Source organism: Micromonospora sp. DT53 (assembly GCF_049841535.1).
Taxonomy (GTDB): Bacteria; Actinomycetota; Actinomycetes; order Mycobacteriales; family Micromonosporaceae; genus Micromonospora.
This window is the reverse complement of the sequence record NZ_JBNCKM010000007.1, coordinates 1-18945: the sequence shown is the minus strand read 5'-3', so window position 1 is coordinate 18945 and position 18945 is coordinate 1. Positions and strand designations below refer to the sequence as shown.

The following is an 18945-nucleotide window of genomic DNA, read 5'->3' as shown; positions in this document are numbered from 1 at the left end:
CACGGTCCGGACGGACAACACTGGCGAGATGTCAGCGAGGGGACACCGACCGTGATCGCACCGTCGATCGCCGTGGAGGGCCCGGCCTGGGGCGAGCCAGGTCTGACGGCGCGTGCCGGCCGATACCCGTTGGCCGTGGAGGCACCGGTCATGGCGGGTGTCGACATCCTCGTCCCCGGCGTCTCCACGCTGAGCCACTACGCCCGCTACTACGCCCTCTACTGGGCGCTGGCCGCCCACGCGGAGGCCACCGGCCTGGACGAACAGCGGTGCCGGTGGTTGATCCGGCGGACCGAGGTGGCGCTCGCGGTGATCTCCCGGGCCGCCGGCACGGACGGTCTGGATCCGGCGCCGGCACACGGCGTGGACGCCCTGGTCCGGCTCGCCCCGGAGCCGGGCCGCGAGTTCCGCGTCGCCGACCGTGAGGGCCAACGGTCCTACTCGCCCCGGCCCTGGGGTTTCTGGTCGCAGTACGGCGGGTCGAGCATCAAGTTGGGCACCGTGACGGTGGATCGAGGCGCCCTGCGCAGCGGCCGGCACCCCTGCCCGCCGTCGATCGTCGACATGTTCGCCCCGCTGTTTGAGATCGCCGAACGTGACGCCGGGGTGCGGGAGCCGGCGGCGCTGGCCGGCCGGCCCGAGGACCTCAGCGCGCTGACCGCGCTGATGACCGCGACCGTCGCCAGCGGGCACGACCCGGACGACTGGACCGGAGACGACCAGACCCGGCGGGCGACCCTGCGGATCCTCGCCCGCGCCTACCAGCTGCACCCGGCCACGCCAACCTGGGTGGGAGCGTTCCGGACGGCCGTCGCATACGGGGCCGCGGCGCGTGAGGACTCGGTGCTCGCTGCTAACAACCGGACCCAGGCGTGGCGGGGTGTCCTGCTGCGCCACCACTCCGTGGGTGCGTGGCGTCACCTCTGGGCCGCCCTGGTCGGCGAGGTGCACCGCAACGGGCCGGTCACCCGGGAGCACCTGCGCGGCTGGTTCGCCGACCAGCTCCCCGCCGGCACGGTCGCGGGCTTGGAGGCGGGGCTGCCCGACCCCGTGGACGGCCGCGGTGATCCGCTCCCCGCAGAACTGGCTCTGCGGGAGGACGAGACGCTCACCGCCGATGTGGCGCTGCTGCTGCTCGGCGCACGGCGGGCGGATCTGCTCACCGGGACCGCTCGGCGCTACTTCCTCGGTCGTCGTCGGGCCTACCTGGATCCGTCGTGGGTGGCGCAGCGCCGCACCGAGTACGTCGACCGGCCGTTGCGCGACCTGGGTCGCCAGCTGGTCGACGACATGCTCGCCCAGTCCCGGCGGGTGGCGCTGCGCAAGGCGATCGTCCACCGTGACGGCACGATGTCGATGCCCAGCCGGTTACACGAGCGCGGTGGGGCGTACGTGGCGGCCACTCGGGAGAGCCGGGACAACATCGGGCTGCGGATCAACCAGCTCGCCGGGCTCGCCGTCCAGCTGGGGCTGCTCACCGCGGAGGTGCACCAGCCCGTTACCCCGCTCGGACTGGCCCTGCTGGACGTGGCACGGTGACCGACGAGGTGCAGTGGTCGTTCCGGTCGCCGCTCAGTCTGCTCGAACGGTGGCGGGACCGGTTCGACGGGGCCCGGCTGCGGGAGCTCCTGGTCACCGGGTACACCCTCGACCTGGGGTTCCTGGAGCGGTTCGCGGTACCCACCGCCCGGGCGCTCGGCGCGCGGATAACCGTGCTGGCCGACGCCGGGCAGGCGGTGCACGACCCGGTGGACGTGCGGCGCGCGGGTCTGGCGTACCAGCACGGCCACGCGGTCTCCCGGGGCGCGTTCCATCCGAAGCTGGCCGTCCTGCTCGGCGACGACGACGTGTGGGTGGCGGTCGGCTCCGGCAACCCGACGGCCTCGGGTTGGGGCCACAACCGTGAGGTGTGGCTCACCGCCCGCAGCGGCCTCGGCCGAGGCCCACGGCTGCTGCACGATGTGGCGGATTGGTTGGTGGACCTGCCCACGGTTGTGGCCGTACCGAGCTGGATCGCCCTGACCCTCCGGGAAGTCGCCGGGCGGATGCGCCCGGTGGAGGTCGATGAGGGCTGGTCGCAGGTCCGGGTGGTCGGCAACCTCCGCGCTTCGCTGCTCGGTCGCCTGCCCACCGACGCGGTGGCGGAGCTGCGCCTCGCCGCGCCGTTCTACGACCCGCAGGCTGCGGCCGTGCGCGCGCTCGTCGACCGGATGAAACCCCACGCGGTACGCGTCGCGGTGCAGCCCGCCTTCGGCCGATTCGAGGGCGGCGCACTGCTGCGGGCGACCGAGGCAGCGGTGGAGCGCGAGTTCCGGGTGCTGGCGGCCAGCCCGGCGCTGCACGGCAAGGTGGTCGAGTGGACGACGCCCGCCGGGGTGACCCACGGGATGACCGGGAGCGCCAACATCACCGCCGCGGCGCTGCTGCGCAGCACCGAGCACGGCGGCAACTGTGAGCTAGCCGTGCTGGCACCCCACCCAGTGTCACTCCTTCCCGAGGGTGAGGAGCCGAGTGAGGCGGCGATGGCCCAGCTGCGTGCGGGCCGGAGCACGAGCGTGGCAGGGAGCCCGGCACCGGTCCTGCTGGGCTGCGCCGTGGTCGACGGGACGCTGTTGGTGGAGCTGGCCGCCCCGGTCACCGGACGGGTGGTGGTGGAGACCTCGCCCTCCGGTGAGCCCGGCACCTGGCAGGCTATGGGCGTCATTCCGGTCGGCCAGGCCACGGCCCGCTTCGTGCTGACGGAGGTGACCGGTGGCGCGGTGCGCACGGTCGTCGACGTCGACGGCGTACGGGTGGAGTCGGCGGCCGTCTTCGTCACCGATCCGGCCCGGTGCCGACCGGTACGGGACGCGGACGACGCGCCGCGCCTCGGCCGGGGAACGCCCTACGAGGCGATCGAGGTGTTCACCGATCCGGCGCTCGCCGCGCGGTTCACCGCCGACCTGGAACGGCTGACCACGCTCATGCCGCCCCGGCCCCGCACCCCGTCGGCCCCCTCGGACCGGCCGGGGGTCGACGTCCGCACCGACAGCGACCGCTGGCGGGACTACCTGGAGGACTCCGACCGCGTGCTGGGACCGGATTTGTCCCGCCTCGTCTTCCCGCGCCGTCCACCGACGGTGGGCGACCGTCGGTCGGGCTTCGTCGTTGACGACGTACGCGAGGACGAGCCGACCGAGGAGGAGGCCGACATTGCGCCCGACGCGCCGACGGGCGATGACCCTGCGGACGGCAACCTCCTCTTCCGGCTGACCGCGAGCGAGCGGGCCCGCTACCGGGACTTCGCCACCCGGTGGGCGGAGGCGGTCAGCACGCCTACGGTGGACAGCGACCGTGGGTCGCTGCCACCGATGCACCTGCGGATGCTCGCCGCGTCGATGTACCTCACGCTACTCGCCGATGGCATGTGGCGCGACGACGGCTGGCGTACCGATCTGCGGTGGCTGGCGTGGGCGCTGGTGCCCGACGACAACGCCCTGGACGAGCTGCCGGCCGAAGCCTTCGCGCACCTGTACGCGTGGCTCGCCATAGTGGTGGCGACCCTGCGGGAGGGCGCGCGACTGCACGGCAGCCAGGACGCGGACGCGCTGGTGACCGCGGCCTGGCGGGACGCCGCCGAGTGGGTGGCCGAGACCGACCTCGCGCTGGCCGAGGCTCTGCTGCTGCCGGCCGGGCACCTGTTCGCTGTGGTGGCGAGTGCGTCCGCGCTGCGGGAGACCATCGAGCTAGCGCGCGGCGCCAAGGCCGACCCGTACGCCGAGGCGCGGTCCGCGTTCGCCGATGCGGGGCTGGCCGTACGCCTCGAGGAGGGTGTCTGGCGAGTCGACGGTGTCACCGGCAACCCGCAGCGGGCCGCCGCCGACGTGGTGACCACGGTGCGGCGGGTCAGCGGCCGCGCGGCGGTGGCGGTGGCCTGCACCGGAAGCCGTGCGGTGCTGGTCGCCTGCGACGACCGGCTCATGCTGCTGGTCGACTCGCGCACGGCGATGTGGTCGGTATACGAGTTGTCGTCCGTGCGTACGCCGCTTTCCCTCGTCGCCGGTGCGGTGGGCGGGCCCCCCTCCGGCGCCCGCACCCGTCGTCCGCTGCGCACGCCACCCCCGCAGGTGAGCGAGCTGAGCCAGCTACTCGGTGTGGACCTCGCCGCCACGGCCGCCGCCCTGACATCCTGACGTCACGGGCACGGCGGCCCCCGCCGTGCCCGAACTGCCACGTGCACGGCGCAGCGACAAACTCCGGCTAAGCTCAGCACTATCGATCGCTTCGAAGGCTCCTTGCCTCGCCGCCTCACGTTGGCGCTCGCGTCAGGCGCGCTGATCGCCATGGCCGCCGCAGCGATATTGATCATCTGGCACGAATCCGCCACCAGGGTGGTCGGCACCGATGGCTATACGACATTGCTCCAGTTCCTCTTGGTGGTCGTGCTAGGTGGCGGCGTCTCGTTGCTTTACCAGGCTTTCAACCGTCAGGCCGAACAACGGGCCGAGCGACTTAAGCTGGCCGAGGACCGCGCGACCGCCATCCGCGAAACCCGCCAGCGTTACCTGGCCGAGCTGGTGGTGCTGTACAACGCGGTCAAACGCGCACGTCGCTTGCTGCGCGCCCGAGCCCAGATCCACACCACAGCGGGAGACGGAAAACTGCGGGTCGTCACGTACGACGAGCAACTCCAACTCCTCCTCGACGCGCAGCTGAGCCTTGAGCTCATGATCCGCAATGTGATCGCTGAGGGCGACGTCTTCCACGGCGCACCTGAGCTCGTCCCTTCCTTGAGGTCCACCGAGGACTACTTACGCGAGCTGGTCACCGAGTACGAAACCGTGATGCCGCGCATTCCGTCCGGCACCACCGAGATCCCCACACCGCCAAAGCTCGCCGACTTCATCGGCCCGTACGAGCACTCCGAGTTCCGTCCCGATTTCATCCGCCCGGTCCAGGCCGCCATGGCCGCCGTCGAAAGCTTGATCACCGCCCCACAACCCTGATCCCCCGCCCCTTTTGGACATCAGGAGGATGCGATGGAGCGCGACCATGGGCTCGAGGAGATCCTCGACCAGCTCGATTCGGAACCGGCGAAGGCCGCGCTCAGGGCGTGGGCGCAGGACACCGGCGTCCGTCTGACCCCGGTCAACTGGTCGGCCTCGGGTTTCACGTCGGCCCGGGTGTTCGGGGTGTACGCACAGGGGAGGACGGGATCCAGCGAAGGAACCATCATCAAGGTGGACACTGCGCCGGAGCGGGCTCTCACTGAACTCGAAGCCAATCAGCTGGCGGAGTGGCACGTCACGCCGCTCGGGCTCGACCATCTGGTGCGCTACAACTTTCCCGTCAAGCCTCTGCTGGGGGGCGGATGGATCACCTTTCAGCAGGTCGCGGGGGGCGGATTCGACAACACCATCGGATTCGACAAGATCTTCGAGAAGCACAATGATCCAGCGGCGACCTGCAAGGCCATCATCCGGTCACTGCTCCTCGACTGGAATGCCAACACGGTGACGCGTGGTCCGATGACCGCCGGCCGGATCCTGAAGGAACTGCTGGGAGACCGGATCGAGCCGGGTGGGATCCTGCACGCCTGGGCGGACAATTACGCCGGCCTTGTCTCTGCTCCGAAGACCTGGCTGCGTCACCCGGACGGGGACCTCGTCAATCCCTTCGCATTGGCCACCCGCAGAGCGCTCGGTGACCTCGTCAATCTGTATCCCTTCCGCGGGCACACCCACGGTGACTTGCATCCGGGAAACCTGCTGGTGGCCACGGAGGCTGGCGATCCGCCTAACTACTGGCTGATCGACCTTTCGCGATACCGCCCCGACGGGCTCCTGGCGTGGGATCCGTGCTATCTGATGTGCACCACCATCGCGATGCGCCTACGCGAGCAGAAGGCAGTGAACCAGGCCGCGCTAAGGGACGCGCTGCTGCATCCGCAGACCGATTATGGAAAGCTCTCCTCGGAGCTCGACCGGGAGATGCGCCGGTTGATCTCCGGCATCTACGGCGCCGAACACGAATACGCGAACGCAAACGGTCTTCTGGGCGACTGGCCGAAACAACGGCTCGTCTGTCTCACCGCGATCGGGCTGATCCTCTCCGGTCGGTCACTGCTCACACCGGCCGACCGGCAGTGGTTTTTCTGGCTCGCCGCGCATGCCGCCACCGAACTCCTCCCCCGTGGCGAGATCGAGGACACCGACCGGCTACAACTTCCCCTGGAGTTCATCCTGCCGGGAGCCGACGCCAACGCATCGCGCTCCCGTCCCCGCCGAGCGACGGACGGCAGTGCGGTCCCGGCCTTCCACGAACCGGCACGGGTGGCGTTGCGCAAGCGGCTGGTCGACGGGCCGTACGGCGTGGTCGTCGTGGTCGGGCCGCGCGGGGTCGGCAAGTCGACGCTGGTCAGCAGGGTACTGAGCGGTCTGGACAGCAGTCAGGTCCAGGTGTTCCGCACGCCAGCCGTCGGCGGGGCCCTACTGGACACGAAGACCCTCATCGAGTGCATCGAGGGTGGTACAGCCCCGGGGGCTGAACTGCGGCCGGGTGAGTCTTCGTCGGCCCGATTGGAGGCGGCGCTGGACGCGATCGGAGACAAGACGATCGTCATCGTCGTCGAGGATGCGCAGCACCTGCTGGGGCCGGGCGCCGTGCTCACTGACGGCGCCTTGGACGAGGCCTTCGAGTCGCTGAGCGCGCGACCAGAGCACCGTGTCTCGGTCGTGCTGGTCACCAGCGTCGTGCCGACCTCCCCGTCGGACGGCACGTGGGCCGTGACCGAACCACCGATCGCTATTGCGCGCCTGAACTACGACCACTTTGTGGGTCTGCTGCGGGAGCGCCCCGGTGGCTCCTCGCGGGTGCGGCGCCTCGACGACGAAGGGCTCGGCCAGCTCTACCGGGTACTACAGGGCAACCCGCGCCTCACCAACCTGTTCCACGCGGTCTGCGTGCTGTCCCTTCACCGCGTCCGGCTGCGCGCGCTGGTCGACGAGTTGTCCGGCCTCGCACCGAGGGAGGTGCCCGGAACCCTGCTCAGTCTGCTGCTCAACGACCTTGAGCCACCGGCTCGCCGGGTACTGGAGGCGCTGGCGGCCTTTCGGATCCCGGTCGCCGAGGAGCACGTTCTGGCTCTGTTCGACGATGCGGCCGACGAGGAGACTCTGCACGCGCTGGAGAGACTGACCGACAGCATGCTCGTGCGGCGGGACGGCGACCGGTACGAGCTCACGGACGCCGACGCGGACGCGATTCTCCAGCGTATGAACGGAGGTGCTCGGGACCTGTCATCCGACGTGGCGGCCCGTCTCAAGGAGATGCGCAACCGGAATCCACGATCCGTGGCTGATCTTGCAGTTCACTTCGCCGAGCTGCGGGCGCTGATCGAGGCGGGCGAGTTCGAGTCGGCGTACGAGCTGCTGGAGAACATCCACGACCGGCTTCGCGAGGGAAACAACACCTTCCTGCTGCTCGACACCCGCGACACGCTGCGCGGCCGTCTCGGCCACCCGTACCTCGAGATGGCCAACGAGAGTGCGATCGGCGGCATCCACCGTTCGCGCGGACGCTTCGCCGAGGCGCGGGCCGCCTATCAGCGTGCACTCGCCCACGCCGAACAGGATCGGCACGAGGTGGCGAAGCTTAGGATCGGGGCCAACTTGGCCGCGATGTCCTGGCTCGACAACGATGCCGAGGAGGCCTTCGCGCGCTATCGGACGGTGCTCGACGGCGCCGAGCAGCTCGGCGATCCGGTCCTCCGGATGGGAGGGCTCGAGGGCCTGGCCGACTGTTACCGGCGCTGGGGACGGTTCCCGGAAGCCATCCATCACGTCGAGACGGCATACCGCCTGCCCTCGGAGGACGGTTACCCCGACACGCCGACCGCCCGCCGGGCTGCGGCCCGCAGGGTCACCCTCGCCCTGAAGCTCTCCCGCTGGCATGCCGAGCTCGCCCGACTGCCCGACGCCCGCCGGTGGATCGAGGAGGCGCAGCGCTGGGCGAACGACAGCGCCGGCCGTTGGCATCGGGCGGCGCTCGCCGACGGCGAGGCTGACCTGTTGTTCTGGGAAGGCGACAAGACGGCTGCACACGCCCGTGCTGCCGAGGCGGTCGAGCTGGCCCAGCAGCTGCACGACCCGGCCATCTTGACCCGAGCTCGAACGACCCTCTGTCTCGTGCACCTGGAGAACGGCGAACTGGGCGTCGCTGCGCAGGAGATCCTCTCGGTCAGACGCTACCGGCGCCCGGGCCACTCGCTGGTCGTGCTCGCGCTCGAGGCAGTGGTCGCCCGGCGCCAGCGCCGCCCCGCCATCGCCAGCATGCGGTTTCGGCAGTTGGCCGCCGAGTCCGGCGACCGCTACCGGCACGATCCCCGCGACTTCGCGGCTGGTGACTTCCGAGCACTCGCGATGTGCGATGACGTTCTCGACCGCGACGTTCCAGTCGACGACGCCGTGCGGGCCTTCCGGGAGTCACGGTCCGGGGCACCGGAGAGCGAGGGCCTACGCAGACTTCTGCGGTTCCTGGTTAGCCGGATCGACCTCCGCGGCCGCCCCCGGGGTCCATTGCAGCCGGTGCTGGACGAGCTCTCGGCAACCAACCCCGATCACGAGCCCGCATGATGGCCTCAAGGCGGCTGCGTACACCGATCTCCTTGTACAAAGCCTGCAACAGGCGAAACATCGCGCGCTCGGAGTACCCGGCCCGCTGGGCGAGCTGCGCCACGGTGACTCCCTCGGCAAGCTGACGCAGCCACTCCAACCGTTCCGCCGGGGGAAGCGAGTGTTCCTCGCCGGAGGCCAGCGCCACCGCCACCCCGGCGGGCAGGACCGCCTGACCGTCGAGCGTGGCCTCGATCGTGCGTCGCAACGTCTCGTTGGTGACACAGCGCGGTATCACCGAGCGGGCACCGGCACGCACCGCCCGAACGCCGAGGACCACGACGTCGTCCTCGACCACAGCGATCACCGAATGGGGTGACATTTCCTCCCCCAACCGGAACAGCAGATCCCAGTCGCCGTGCCCGATCAACGTCAACAGCACGACCGCGCCCGGAGACCGGCGGACCCATGCCAGCGGGTCTTCAGGCGTCTCGACGATGTGACCGATCGCGGACAGGGTCGCGGCCACTCCCTGCTTATACATCGGCAGGGGGTCGAGGACCGCGACATGGACGGTCACCGGTGATGGACATCCCTTCTCGTCCGCGCGGGCTACAGCGTAGGCACTTGTGCTCGCCCACCGGTCCGTCGACTCACCAGCAGGTCAGGTTTCTGCCACTTCCTGGCACGACCACGGCAGATATCGGTCGGTATTCGGCATGCGCCAATGTCCTTACGCTCGGTGCACCTACGCCTTCGAGGAGTTGCCGTGGTCTACGACGACGACCCCAGCGATCCACCTCACCAGGATTTCGACGTCAGCGGTTTGCCGCTGCCGACACCTGTACCGCCGCCCTCACCCGAGCTGTACGACCTGATCGCCGAGGTCATAAAGGAGTACTGGGATGAGGGCTTGGCCCGCAAACTGACCGAATCTCAGCGGAGGCAGAGGGTCCGACAGGTTCAGCCCCTGTCCGAACTCACCAAGGGAATGGTCCTCTGGGTCCAGAAAACTCTGCACCCAGGCGGATGATTAACCGGCTGTTCAGCCACCGTTGATCGACAGCGCGATGCCGGCGATCATGGCGGCGGCCTCCCTCAGGCGGCACGCAATCGGGGCGGCGATCTCCCCTCCTTGGATTAGCGGACCAGCGGCGTCTGGGACCCGGGGAGCAGACCGACGGTTCCGGCCGCGCTGGTCACGATGCGGAAAGCCGAGACGATGCGTAGACCGCGCACCAGCAGCTTTTACTGGACCTAATCCGGCAAGCGGCCGGAACTCCAGCGCCGGACAACGACTAACGCGACCGGCGACCTTGCCTGTTCGGGCTCGGCAGAGCCCCTGCCAATGCTCGTGAAAGGTACTGACCAATTGGATCGAACGCGCTGAGGAAGCCGAGGAGACGGGCGCTAGTGTAGGTCCATCTTGGACATGGCAAGGGGATCATGGGCCGAAGCCTCCAAGCGTGGGGACACAGGACAACCACAGCGAGCCCCGCCCAGTGCACTGATCATTTGTATGGCCTGTTGCCGGCTAGCTCGCAAGCAGCTCAGTTGAACGTCCCGGGTTCCGTGGAGAGTTTCCGCCGGTAGCTCAGAGGGTTTGGGCCATGCCACGCAGGCCGGCGAGGTGCTCCGACCTGAGACTCCTGTTTCCCTCCACATGCACGCGTCGACTACCGTGACCGCGGGGGTTTCTCTGCCAGGCCAGCCCTCGTGAGGATCGGGGAAATTTGAACCCAGGAGAACCTGCTGTCAAGCCTCGTTCAGGACTTGTCATTGCTTGTCAAAACCCCTTGTTACCAACAGTAACCGAACCAAGCTTGTCATTGCTTGCCGATAGTGGTCGCTGAGCTGCGGAGACACCGCCAGGCGCTCATCGCTCCTTGTCACCCTTCGTCAACGATTGGGCGGGGTTTTCGGGGGATAAACGGGGGTGCCACACAGAACCCCGCCAGGTCTGATCGCCCCCGCTGGCCCTGCCACCGCGTCGCGCCTGCCTCACGGCATGGGTGCTGACCGAATCTGTGGCAGCCCTTCCGCGGTGCTCGGTGGCGGAGCTCGTCAATGCAACCCTGCTTGGCGAGCAAATCGGCGAGACGTTCTGCTGCGGTCCATTCGCCTGTCGGGCTCGAAAATCGAGCTTCGGCTACGCTGCCTGCGAATACTGGTTGATCAGGCCACCGAGGATTGGGCGTCGCTGGACCCGGGCGGTGGTCAGGTAACAAGCTGAGCTACATCAGTATGAAGAACATGGAGCTCACCCCGGCTGCTGATCTAGCCGGCGAGGATCCGGGCGACGGCGGTGCTCAGCACGCGTACGCCGCGGGTCGAGCCCGCCTCCAGCCCGGTCAGGTCGCGCACCCGGGTCAGCCGGTAGTCGAGCGTGCGCGGGTGGATGCACAGCGCGGCCGCGGTGTCGAGCCGGTTCATGTCGTGCTGGTAGTAGGCGTCCAGCGTGGCGACCAGGTCAGGGCCGGCGTCGAGTTGCGCCGCCACCACCTGGAGCCACTGCCCGACTTCCGCCAGCCGGGCGGCGCCCAGCTCGGCGAAGACGTCGGTGACCGTGTACGCGTGGCGCGGCACGGCCCGCACTGGTGCGACCTCGCTGATCTGCCGGGCCAGCGCCACGGCGTCGTCGAACGCGCGCACCCGCCCAGGCGCGGTGCCGGCCGCGCACGGCCGGCCGGTCATTGAGGCCACGTCGCGGGCCAGCGCGAGCCCGCGCTCGACCGCCGGCTGCCGGCCGCCCGGCGAGCTGGGGATCAGCGCGACCACCTCGTGCGGCTCCGGCCAGCTCAGCGGCATCCAGTGCGTCTTCAGCAGCGCGCCGGCGAACTCGTCCCGCGCCGCCTGGTCCGGCCCGGGCGACCCGCCGGCCACCCGGACCACCGTCGCGACGACGTGGTCGGGGACCGGCATGTGCAGGCCGCGCGCCAGGTCGGTCGCGCTGTCGTCGCCGGCCAGCAGCATCACCGTCAGCAGCCGCACCTGGGCGGCGGTCGCCAGCGTGCGCCGCTGCCCCTCGATCCAGCCCCGGGTGTACGCGCCCTGCGCGGCCAGTCCTGCGGGAGCCAGCCAGGCGAGCGTGTGCATCGTCGCGGCGATGTCGTTCGGGCCGGCCGCCTCGTACACCTCACGCAGCGTCAGCCGGGTGTGCACGAGCAGCACCTGCCGCTGCGCGGTCAGGGTGAGTCCCTTCTCGCCGCGCTGGCGGCCCATCGCGGCCATCAGGTCCAGATCCTGCACGTGGAACGGCGCGCTGTCCGCCGCGAGGTCGACCGTGCGCTGACGGAGGAAGACCGCGAAATCGAGCATCTCCGACCGCACCCGCGGCATGGCCGCGAGATTGCGGTATTCCAGCAACTCCTCCTGGTAGGCGTCCACCGCCCGGCGGGCGTTGTCGGCCACTCGCTGCCGCCAGAGGCTGAACAGACCGCCCATGCCGGTCAACGGTAATCGATGCGTTCCGGCCACTCCGCCCGGTTGACGCGGACCGGACAGCCTTGCGGACATTCGCAAGAACCGGGGTACGCCGGCGACCCGGTTCTCGCCCTGTCACGAAGACCCGGCCACCGGCACCCTGGAACGCTTCGCCATGGACGTCAGACGACGGCCCGGCCGGGTCGGGCGCGACCAGGTACGCGCCCCGGCATCCGCAGATCGCACAGCACTCGAGAGGTGGTTCTGGTTATGACATGGCGTAGTCGACCCTCCGCCGGAGCACGATCCGGCATTCTCCGCGCATCCAGTCTGCTGTTGGCCGCGACGGCGATGCTCGCCGCGTTCATGGCCGCACCGTCCGCGGCGGTCGCGGCACCCGCGCCGAGCGGCGACGCGGCTGTCGCCGCCATCGGAACCGAGCGGGCATCGGCGAGCTCCGCCGGCACGTTGAGCGTCACGACGTCGACGGCGGCCGCTGCCTCACCGGCGAAGGGCGGCGGTTTCTCGGTGATGTCGGGCTCCTGCCCGTACGCCGGGCAGTACGTCGACCCGTGGCTGATCGTGTTCCAGGGCTGCACCCTCACCGGCCAGCCGACGACCGCGGTCAGCGCCCGGTGCTCCAACGGGGCCACCCTGGGCCCCGTGCACGTGCCGCCCGGCGTCTACGACATCTATGTCGACTGCTACCCGGCGTTCTTCAGCTCGCTCGCGTTCATCTGATCGGCCCACCCGGCACGGATCCCGTTGCGGGATCCGTGCCGGCGGTGCCGGTCTAGGGCAGCGCGTCCAGGTGCGGGCCGACCGTGTTGGCGAAGCGGTTGCCGTTCGTCACGTCCCAGTTGACCGACCAGGTCATCGCGCCGCGCGGGCAGACGCGGCGGCCGACCTCGTCACGTGTGAAGGTCAATAACCGCTGTTTCCGCCGGTCGCCCGGCGGCTCTCATTTGACACCCAGCCTGCGGGCGAGCTCCTGCCCCCTCGCGTTGGCTTCCGCAACGTGTGCGGCCAATTGCTGCGGGGTACGTGACGGCAGCACGATCGAGCACCAAGCGGGTGGCACCGCCTGCAACTGCCAGCCCAGCTGGTCGGCGAGCTGGGGGGCCTCGGCGCGGACCCGGAGCAAGGAGGCGCCCATATCGCGGCGTACGCGGCGCTGCAGCGGCCTGTCGTAGAGGTCCTCACCTTGGTCAGGAAGATGGGCATCGGATAGACCGACTTCCTTGACGCTCAACTTGTCGTGGAGTTTTTCTTCGGCTCAGAGCTGGTCCCAGGCAGTGGTGGGCGTGATTAGCCGCTGAGGGGCCCGAGTGATGGCCGAAGGTTGAGGCGAAGCTGATGCTGGACTGGCCACCGAGGACATGACGGGTGCGGCAGGGGTGCTCCGCAGCCGAAGAGCTGCCCACGGGCTTCGCACTACCCATCACGGTGCTCGTCGAGCTTAGGAACCACGCGTGCGAGGCCGCACGTCTAGCGGAGACCAGGCGCCAGCTATTCACCGCACCATCAGGTAACAGGGCGGAATGCTCCACCGGCCCGAGGTCGCGGCCCGCCATCTACAGCATCCACGTGCCCAACGGGGACCGTGCAACGACGAGACCGAATGGAACGCTCGCGCTGAGCAACCGCCGATCGCGCGTCTCCGATGAGATCCGCAGCGCCTTCACCGTGCAGGAGAGCGCGCTCGCACGGTTGGAGCGGCTTCTCGACCAGATCCGCTGTGCCGACTCAGGGCGTAGCGGGCAACCCGGCGCGGCACAGTTCAAGAGCGTCTCGAGCACCGCGCAGGGCTGCGATCACATTGGGCGAGGGTCGCACGTGCACTTCAGGAAAGTCGAGACCGGCCGATCCGTCGGTGATCGGGTAGGCCAGTTGCTCACGCCCGAGCCGGAATTGGGCGTCGATGCCGGTGCGGTTGCCGCGCGGGTCCTGGCGATGCCAGCGTCCGGTGAGGTATACGGCGACGAGGCCGTGCAGGAAGGGCTCTCCCCCGTCGGTCAGCTGTTGGTAGCACAACCCGGCCGGAACGCCGCCGGCCCGGGCCACGGCCACCAGCAGGTGCGACTTGGCATAGCAGAGGCCGACGCCGGCGCTGAGCACCTCGCCAGCGGTGACGGTGATCCGCGGATCCTGGGCGTCCACGGAGTGCCGGATCCGGTCACGAACCCATGCGAAGGCGGCCCGCATGAAGTCGACGTCGTCCGGATGCGCCGCGCGTAGTTCACCAGCTAACGCCCGCACTGCCGGATGGTCCACCTCGACGACCGTGTCACCGCCCAGGTACTCCATCGGTTCGCCCGCGACCAGTTGCATAGCTGTCCCTTTCCCCGCCGCTTGTCCAGTCGGGTTCGAGGCTGCTCCATCGCGCCATGACCTCGTCGCGTTGCGGTAACGGCACTATTTCACCGCAGCCACGCTTCGCTTGTCACCCTCATTCCCGGACGCAGCTGCGGATACACGCGCTGATCTGCCGCTTGTCGCGCGCTACCAACTATTACGACAGCCGGATGAAGCGAGTGCCAGTCCTGCCGACCTATTCTGGCTGGCGGCTGGGGGTTTCCGGCCTCGGCAGCCGGCACGGCGCGCCGACCGATTCCCGACTCATCCCGGAGCCCGAGCCCGGACCCCGCGTCGCGCCGGCTTGCTAGCGTGGAAATGCCTCGATTCCTTCGAATGAGGAGGAGAACGTGGATCTCGGTTGGCTGGCGGGGTTGGGCGCGTCCGCGGCGGCGGTCCTGGTGCAGGCGGCCGCGACGGACGTGTGGCAGGGGGCACGCTCCGGGTTCGCCCGGCTCCTCGGCCGCGGTGACCCGCGACGGGAGACCGCCGCGGTCCGGCGGCTGGACGCCCTGGCCGCGGAGGTGGAACAAGCCCCGCCCGCCCAGCGTGACCAGGTACGCGCACGGCTGTTGCCGGCCTGGCAGACGCGGCTGTCAGACCTGGTCGAGGAAGACCCGGTCACCGCCGACGGCGTGCGTGACCTGCGTGACGAGTTGGTGACCCGGCTACCCACCGCGCAGCAGCAGTGGATCCAGCACATCACCGCGACCGCCTCCGGCGCGACCGCTCAGGGAGTGATGTTCGGCAGCATCGTCAACCACCCCACCCCGCCGGAAGCTGACCCGAGCGGCCCGGTGCCCGACCCGGGTCAGCCCCGATGACCGTCGACCCCCTCCTCGTCCAGCAGCAGGTTTCCGCCGGCGCCGGCACCGCGTACGGGGTGATCGGCGCCGACCTGCACGTCTTCGGTGACGGGACGCCGCTGTATCTGTTGGAGGAGCACCGCCGGCCCGACCCGCCGGACTGGAGCTGGCTGCGCGAAATGCCCTCCCGGATGCTCAACGCGCACTCCCGCGTGGTCCCGTTCACCGGCCGCGAGTCCGAACGGGACGAGCTGCGCACCTGGCGGGAGACCGGGCCGCGACTGGCGGTGCGCTGGCTGCACGCCCCGGGCGGTCGGGGCAAGACCCGGCTGGCCGGCCACCTCGCCGCCCAGGCCGCCGACGAGGGCTGGAAGGTCGTCACGGCGGTGCCCCACGTGGGCACGCCCAGCGCCCTGCTGGGCAGCCAGGACCTGCGGCCGGACCGCCACCGGGGAGTGCTGCTGATCGTCGACTACGCCGACCGGTACCCGCTGTCCAGCCTGCTCTGGCTGCTGCGCAACGCCCTGCTCCACCGGGCCGACAAACCGGCACGGGTGTTGATGGTGGCACGCAGCGCGTCCACGTGGCCGGCACTGCGCGCCAACCTGGACGATCCCCGCGTCCAGGCCGGCACGTCCGAGCAGTACCTGGCCCCGCTGCCCGACGACGATGATGCTCGGCGGGCCATGTTCACCGCCGCCCACGACAGCTTCGCCGCCGTCTACGGTCTCTCCGGTCCGGACGCCGTCCCCCGACTCCCCAACCTGGGTCATCCGGAGTTCGGGCTCACCCTCACCGTGCACGTCGCCGCGCTGGTCGCCGTCGACACCCGCGCGACCGGCGCCCAGCCGCCCACCCAGGTCACGTTGCTGACCCGTTACCTGCTCGACCGCGAACGTCAACACTGGACCCGGCTGTACGAGGGCCGCGCCCGCGGGCTGAACCACGGCACGCCCGACGATGTCATGGCCCGTACCGTCTTCACCGCCGCCCTCGCCGGCCCGCTCCCGCACCCCGAGGCCGCCGGGCTCCTGCGCCGCGTCGAGCGGGAACTGCCCGCCGAACGGATCATCAGCGACCACAGCCGCTGCTACCCGGCCGCCGACCCCCATCGGGCCACCGTGCTCGAACCGCTGTACCCGGACCGGCTGGCCGAGGACTTCATCGCTCACACCCTGCCCGGCTCCGATCACCCGGCCGACCCGTGGGCCCCCACCCGGCTGCACGACCTGCTGCGCGAGCAACCGTCACCAGCCTCGGGCCGCCCCCGGCCGCCGGCGACAGCCGCGACGTACACCGCGCGGGCGGTCACCTTCCTGACCGCCGCCGCGGCCCGCTGGCCCCACCTCGGGCCCGCCCACCTGTTCCCACTCCTGCGCGACCGGCCACAGCTCGCGATCATCGCCGGCAGCGCCACCCTCAGCACCCTGGCCGGCATGACCGACGTCGACGTCACCGCGCTGGAAGCGGTCGAGGCGCTGCTGCCCGGCGACCGACACGTCGACCTCGACGTCGGCGCCGCCGCGGTCGTCGACGTCCTCATCACGCGCCGGCTCACCAAGTCCGACGATCCGGCGGAACAGGCCCGCCTGCACGCCACCCGCTCCTGGCGACTGGCCAACGCCGGCCGCTACGCCGACGCCCTGGCACCCATCTCCGAAGCCGTGGCGATCCGCCGGCGACTGGCCGACGCCGACCCCGCCACCCACCTGCCCGCCCTGGCGAGATCGCTGCACAACCTCGGGCAGGTGCTGTCCGAACTGGGCCGGCCGGAAGAGGCCCTCGCCCACAGCCAGGAAGCCGGGGACACATATCGCCGGCTGGCCCGGTCCGATCCCGCCACCTACCTGTCGCACCTGTCGAGAACCCTGCACAACCTCGGCACGGTGCAAGGCAGCCTGGGCCGGTGGGACGAGGCCCTGGACCACGCCCAGGAGGCGGTGACCATCGGCCGGCTGTTGGCCGACATCGACCCGACCGGCTACCTACCCGACCTCCCCGGGCTGTTGAACAACGCCATCAAGCTCCTGGCGGAGCTAGGCCGCCACGCGGCGACACTCGCGCTCGCCGAGGAGGCCGTGACCATCGGCCGCCGTCTGACCGACACCGACCGCGCCGCCCACGGGCCCGAACTCGCCCGATCGTTGCAGAACCTCGGGAACAGCCTGGTCCACCTGCACCGGCCCGAGGAGGCACTCGCCCACAGCCAGGAAGCCGCGGACACGTTCCGACAACTGGCCGACGCCAACCCGACCGCGTACCTGCCTGAACTCGCCAGGTCGTTGACCGCGCTCGGCAACACCCTGGTCGAACTGGGCCGGCCGACGGCGGCCCTCGCCCCCAGCCAGGAAGCCGCGGAGGTGTTCCGACAACTGGCCGACACCAAACCGACCGCGTACCTGCCCGAACTCGCCAGGTCGCTGAACGCCCTCGGTCAGGTCCACGCCGCGCTGGGTCGGTGGACGGAGGCCCTCGCACTCTGCGGGGAAGCCGCGGCCATCGGCCGACGGCTGGTCGAGGCCGGGGCCGCCGCCTACCTGGGGCACTTCGCGAGGCAGGTGGGCAACCTCGGTCTGGCGCAGACGGAGCTGGGCCGGCAGGAACAGGCCCTCGTCCACCTTCAGGAAGCCGTGGACGCGCACCGACGGCTCGCCGCGGCCAACCCCACCGCGCACCGGGGAGACCTCGGCAAGGCGCTGCACAACCTCGGCCTGGTGTGGGACAGGCTGGGCCAGCCGGAGCGGGCCCTGGCCTGCGCCGAGGAAGCCGTGTCCATCGCCCGGCAACTGGCCCGGGCCGAGCCCGCCAGCCACCTGCCCGACCTAGCCCAGTCGCTGAACAACCTCGCCGGCTTCCTGGCCCTGGTGGGGCGCGGCGAGGAGGCCATCGGGTTCGCCGAGGAAGCCGTGGCCGTCACCCGAAAGCTGGCCGGCGCACCTCCCACCGCGTACCTACCCGAACTGGCGCAGTCACTGAACAACGTGGGTGTCTACCTGTCGATGGTGGACCGGCACGAAGACGCTCTCGCCGCCTGCCGGGAAGCCGCGGACCTGTACCGGCACCTGGCCGAAGCCGACCCGGCCGTCTACCTGCCCGCCACCGCGCAGGCGCTGTGCAACCTCAGTCTCCGGCTGACCGAGCTGGGACGGCGCACGGAGGCCCTGGCTCCGGCCGAGGAGTCGGTCGGCATCTACCGGGAGTTGGCCCGCACGAATCCGGCGATCCAGCGGGATCGCCGGTTCTCGATGGCGCTGATGGCGTACGCCCGGGCGAGGAGCGGAGCCCGGCCCGGATGACCTCCCCTCACACCACCGTCCGCCGCGCAGACCTCCGTCATCCGCCGGCAACCGCGGCGGACGGCCCCCGGTCAGCTCGACGCCGGTGAGCGCGCGCCATCTAAGCTGGGCCGCAGCGTTCGCTCGCTGCAGTGCGCTGCGGCCAAGCTCGTCGCGACGCGCCTTCCGCGGCGCCGACCCGGCATCAAGCGCTCAGGGAAACGAGTGACTTGAACCCAAGACAACCTCTTGTCAAGCCTCGTGCAGGGCTTGTCATCGCTTGTCAAAACCCCTTGTTACCAACCGTAGCCACCCGGACCATGTCATTGACTGTCAGAAATAGGCGCTGAGCTGCACAGATACGATCAAGCAGTAGTCGCGTCTTGTCACTGGTTGTCAACCTCAGCCAGGGGTTTTCGGGGGGGTGCCCCTATGGGTTTCGTCAAGGAATCGAGTCGGCGTGGGGGCCGTGGTGAGGGCAGGATGGCGTGGTGC

13 protein-coding genes are annotated in these 18945 nt (G+C 70.1%); 8 read left to right on the top strand and 5 right to left on the bottom strand.

Annotated elements, in window-relative coordinates; genetic code table 11:
* The first annotated feature begins 51 nt into the window (after nucleotides 1–51).
* The 4 genes from ACLQ3B_RS22000 (at nucleotide 52) to ACLQ3B_RS21985 (ending at nucleotide 8612) form a co-directional block, all read left to right on the top strand.
* A complete protein-coding gene (locus ACLQ3B_RS22000; RefSeq protein WP_425782572.1) occupies nucleotides 52–1539 on the top strand; it encodes a hypothetical protein in 1488 nt (495 codons plus the stop codon).
* Complete coding sequence (locus ACLQ3B_RS21995; RefSeq protein ID WP_425782571.1) at nucleotides 1536–4172, top strand: hypothetical protein; 2637 nt, start codon at nucleotides 1536–1538, stop codon at nucleotides 4170–4172. Before ACLQ3B_RS22000 ends, ACLQ3B_RS21995 begins: the two co-directional genes overlap by 4 nt.
* Before the next feature lie 120 nt (nucleotides 4173–4292).
* Entirely contained in the window at nucleotides 4293–4985 is a 693-nt protein-coding gene (locus ACLQ3B_RS21990; protein WP_425782570.1) for a hypothetical protein, read from the top strand.
* A 33-nt stretch (nucleotides 4986–5018) separates the two neighbouring features.
* A complete protein-coding gene (locus tag ACLQ3B_RS21985) occupies nucleotides 5019–8612 on the top strand; it encodes an AAA family ATPase (protein WP_425782569.1) in 3594 nt (1197 codons plus the stop codon).
* On the opposite strand, the gene ACLQ3B_RS21980 is transcribed toward ACLQ3B_RS21985, so the two are convergent.
* On the bottom strand, nucleotides 8518–9171 hold the full coding sequence (locus tag ACLQ3B_RS21980; protein WP_328534780.1) for a DNA-binding response regulator: 654 nt from the start codon (nucleotides 9169–9171) through the stop codon (nucleotides 8518–8520). The genes ACLQ3B_RS21985 and ACLQ3B_RS21980 overlap by 95 nt on opposite strands.
* A gap of 189 nt (nucleotides 9172–9360) precedes the next feature.
* Here ACLQ3B_RS21980 and ACLQ3B_RS21975 point away from each other — a divergent pair, with 189 nt between their 5' ends.
* On the top strand, nucleotides 9361–9624 hold the full coding sequence (locus tag ACLQ3B_RS21975) for a hypothetical protein (RefSeq protein WP_355139557.1): 264 nt from the start codon (nucleotides 9361–9363) through the stop codon (nucleotides 9622–9624).
* A gap of 1244 nt (nucleotides 9625–10868) precedes the next feature.
* Here the strand turns inward: ACLQ3B_RS21975 and ACLQ3B_RS21970 are convergent.
* The gene (locus tag ACLQ3B_RS21970) at nucleotides 10869–12035 is read right to left on the bottom strand and encodes a PucR family transcriptional regulator (protein WP_425782568.1); all 1167 of its coding nucleotides are present in this window, start codon (nucleotides 12033–12035) and stop codon (nucleotides 10869–10871) included.
* Nucleotides 12036–12284: 249 nt separating this feature from the next.
* On the opposite strand from ACLQ3B_RS21970, the gene ACLQ3B_RS21965 reads away from it, so the two are divergent.
* Nucleotides 12285–12755, top strand: a complete 471-nt coding sequence (locus ACLQ3B_RS21965) for a hypothetical protein (protein WP_425782567.1) — start codon at nucleotides 12285–12287, stop codon at nucleotides 12753–12755.
* A gap of 52 nt (nucleotides 12756–12807) precedes the next feature.
* Here ACLQ3B_RS21965 and ACLQ3B_RS21960 read toward each other — a convergent pair whose 3' ends face one another.
* From ACLQ3B_RS21960 to ACLQ3B_RS21950, 3 genes are all read right to left on the bottom strand, one after another.
* Nucleotides 12808–12942 (bottom strand): hypothetical protein, encoded by a 135-nt coding sequence (locus ACLQ3B_RS21960; protein WP_269215519.1) that lies wholly within the window; start codon nucleotides 12940–12942, stop codon nucleotides 12808–12810.
* Nucleotides 12943–12975: 33 nt separating this feature from the next.
* Nucleotides 12976–13266 (bottom strand): hypothetical protein, encoded by a 291-nt coding sequence (locus ACLQ3B_RS21955; protein ID WP_425782566.1) that lies wholly within the window; start codon nucleotides 13264–13266, stop codon nucleotides 12976–12978.
* Between the two features lie 494 nt (nucleotides 13267–13760).
* A complete protein-coding gene (locus ACLQ3B_RS21950) occupies nucleotides 13761–14345 on the bottom strand; it encodes a transglutaminase-like domain-containing protein (RefSeq protein ID WP_387125243.1) in 585 nt (194 codons plus the stop codon).
* A gap of 374 nt (nucleotides 14346–14719) precedes the next feature.
* On the opposite strand from ACLQ3B_RS21950, the gene ACLQ3B_RS21945 reads away from it, so the two are divergent.
* Both ACLQ3B_RS21945 and ACLQ3B_RS21940 read left to right on the top strand, forming a co-directional pair.
* Complete coding sequence (locus tag ACLQ3B_RS21945; protein WP_145796082.1) at nucleotides 14720–15193, top strand: hypothetical protein; 474 nt, start codon at nucleotides 14720–14722, stop codon at nucleotides 15191–15193.
* Nucleotides 15190–18471 carry a tetratricopeptide repeat protein gene (locus ACLQ3B_RS21940; RefSeq protein WP_425782565.1) on the top strand — a complete coding sequence of 1094 codons (3282 nt, stop codon included), beginning with the start codon at nucleotides 15190–15192 and terminating at the stop codon, nucleotides 18469–18471. Before ACLQ3B_RS21945 ends, ACLQ3B_RS21940 begins: the two co-directional genes overlap by 4 nt.
* The last annotated feature ends 474 nt before the right edge of the window (nucleotides 18472–18945 follow it).

What these genes read in the sequence shown, in the direction of transcription:
- ACLQ3B_RS21985 (WP_425782569.1), top strand. Translation starts at nt 5,019, where the DNA reads ATGGAGCGCGACCATGGGCTCGAGGAGATCCTCGACCAGCTCGATTCG.
- ACLQ3B_RS21970 (WP_425782568.1), bottom strand. Translation starts at nt 12,035, where the DNA reads ATGGGCGGTCTGTTCAGCCTCTGGCGGCAGCGAGTGGCCGACAACGCC.
- ACLQ3B_RS21965 (WP_425782567.1), top strand. Translation starts at nt 12,285, where the DNA reads ATGACATGGCGTAGTCGACCCTCCGCCGGAGCACGATCCGGCATTCTC.
- ACLQ3B_RS21950 (WP_387125243.1), bottom strand. Translation starts at nt 14,345, where the DNA reads ATGCAACTGGTCGCGGGCGAACCGATGGAGTACCTGGGCGGTGACACG.
- ACLQ3B_RS21940 (WP_425782565.1), top strand. Translation starts at nt 15,190, where the DNA reads ATGACCGTCGACCCCCTCCTCGTCCAGCAGCAGGTTTCCGCCGGCGCC.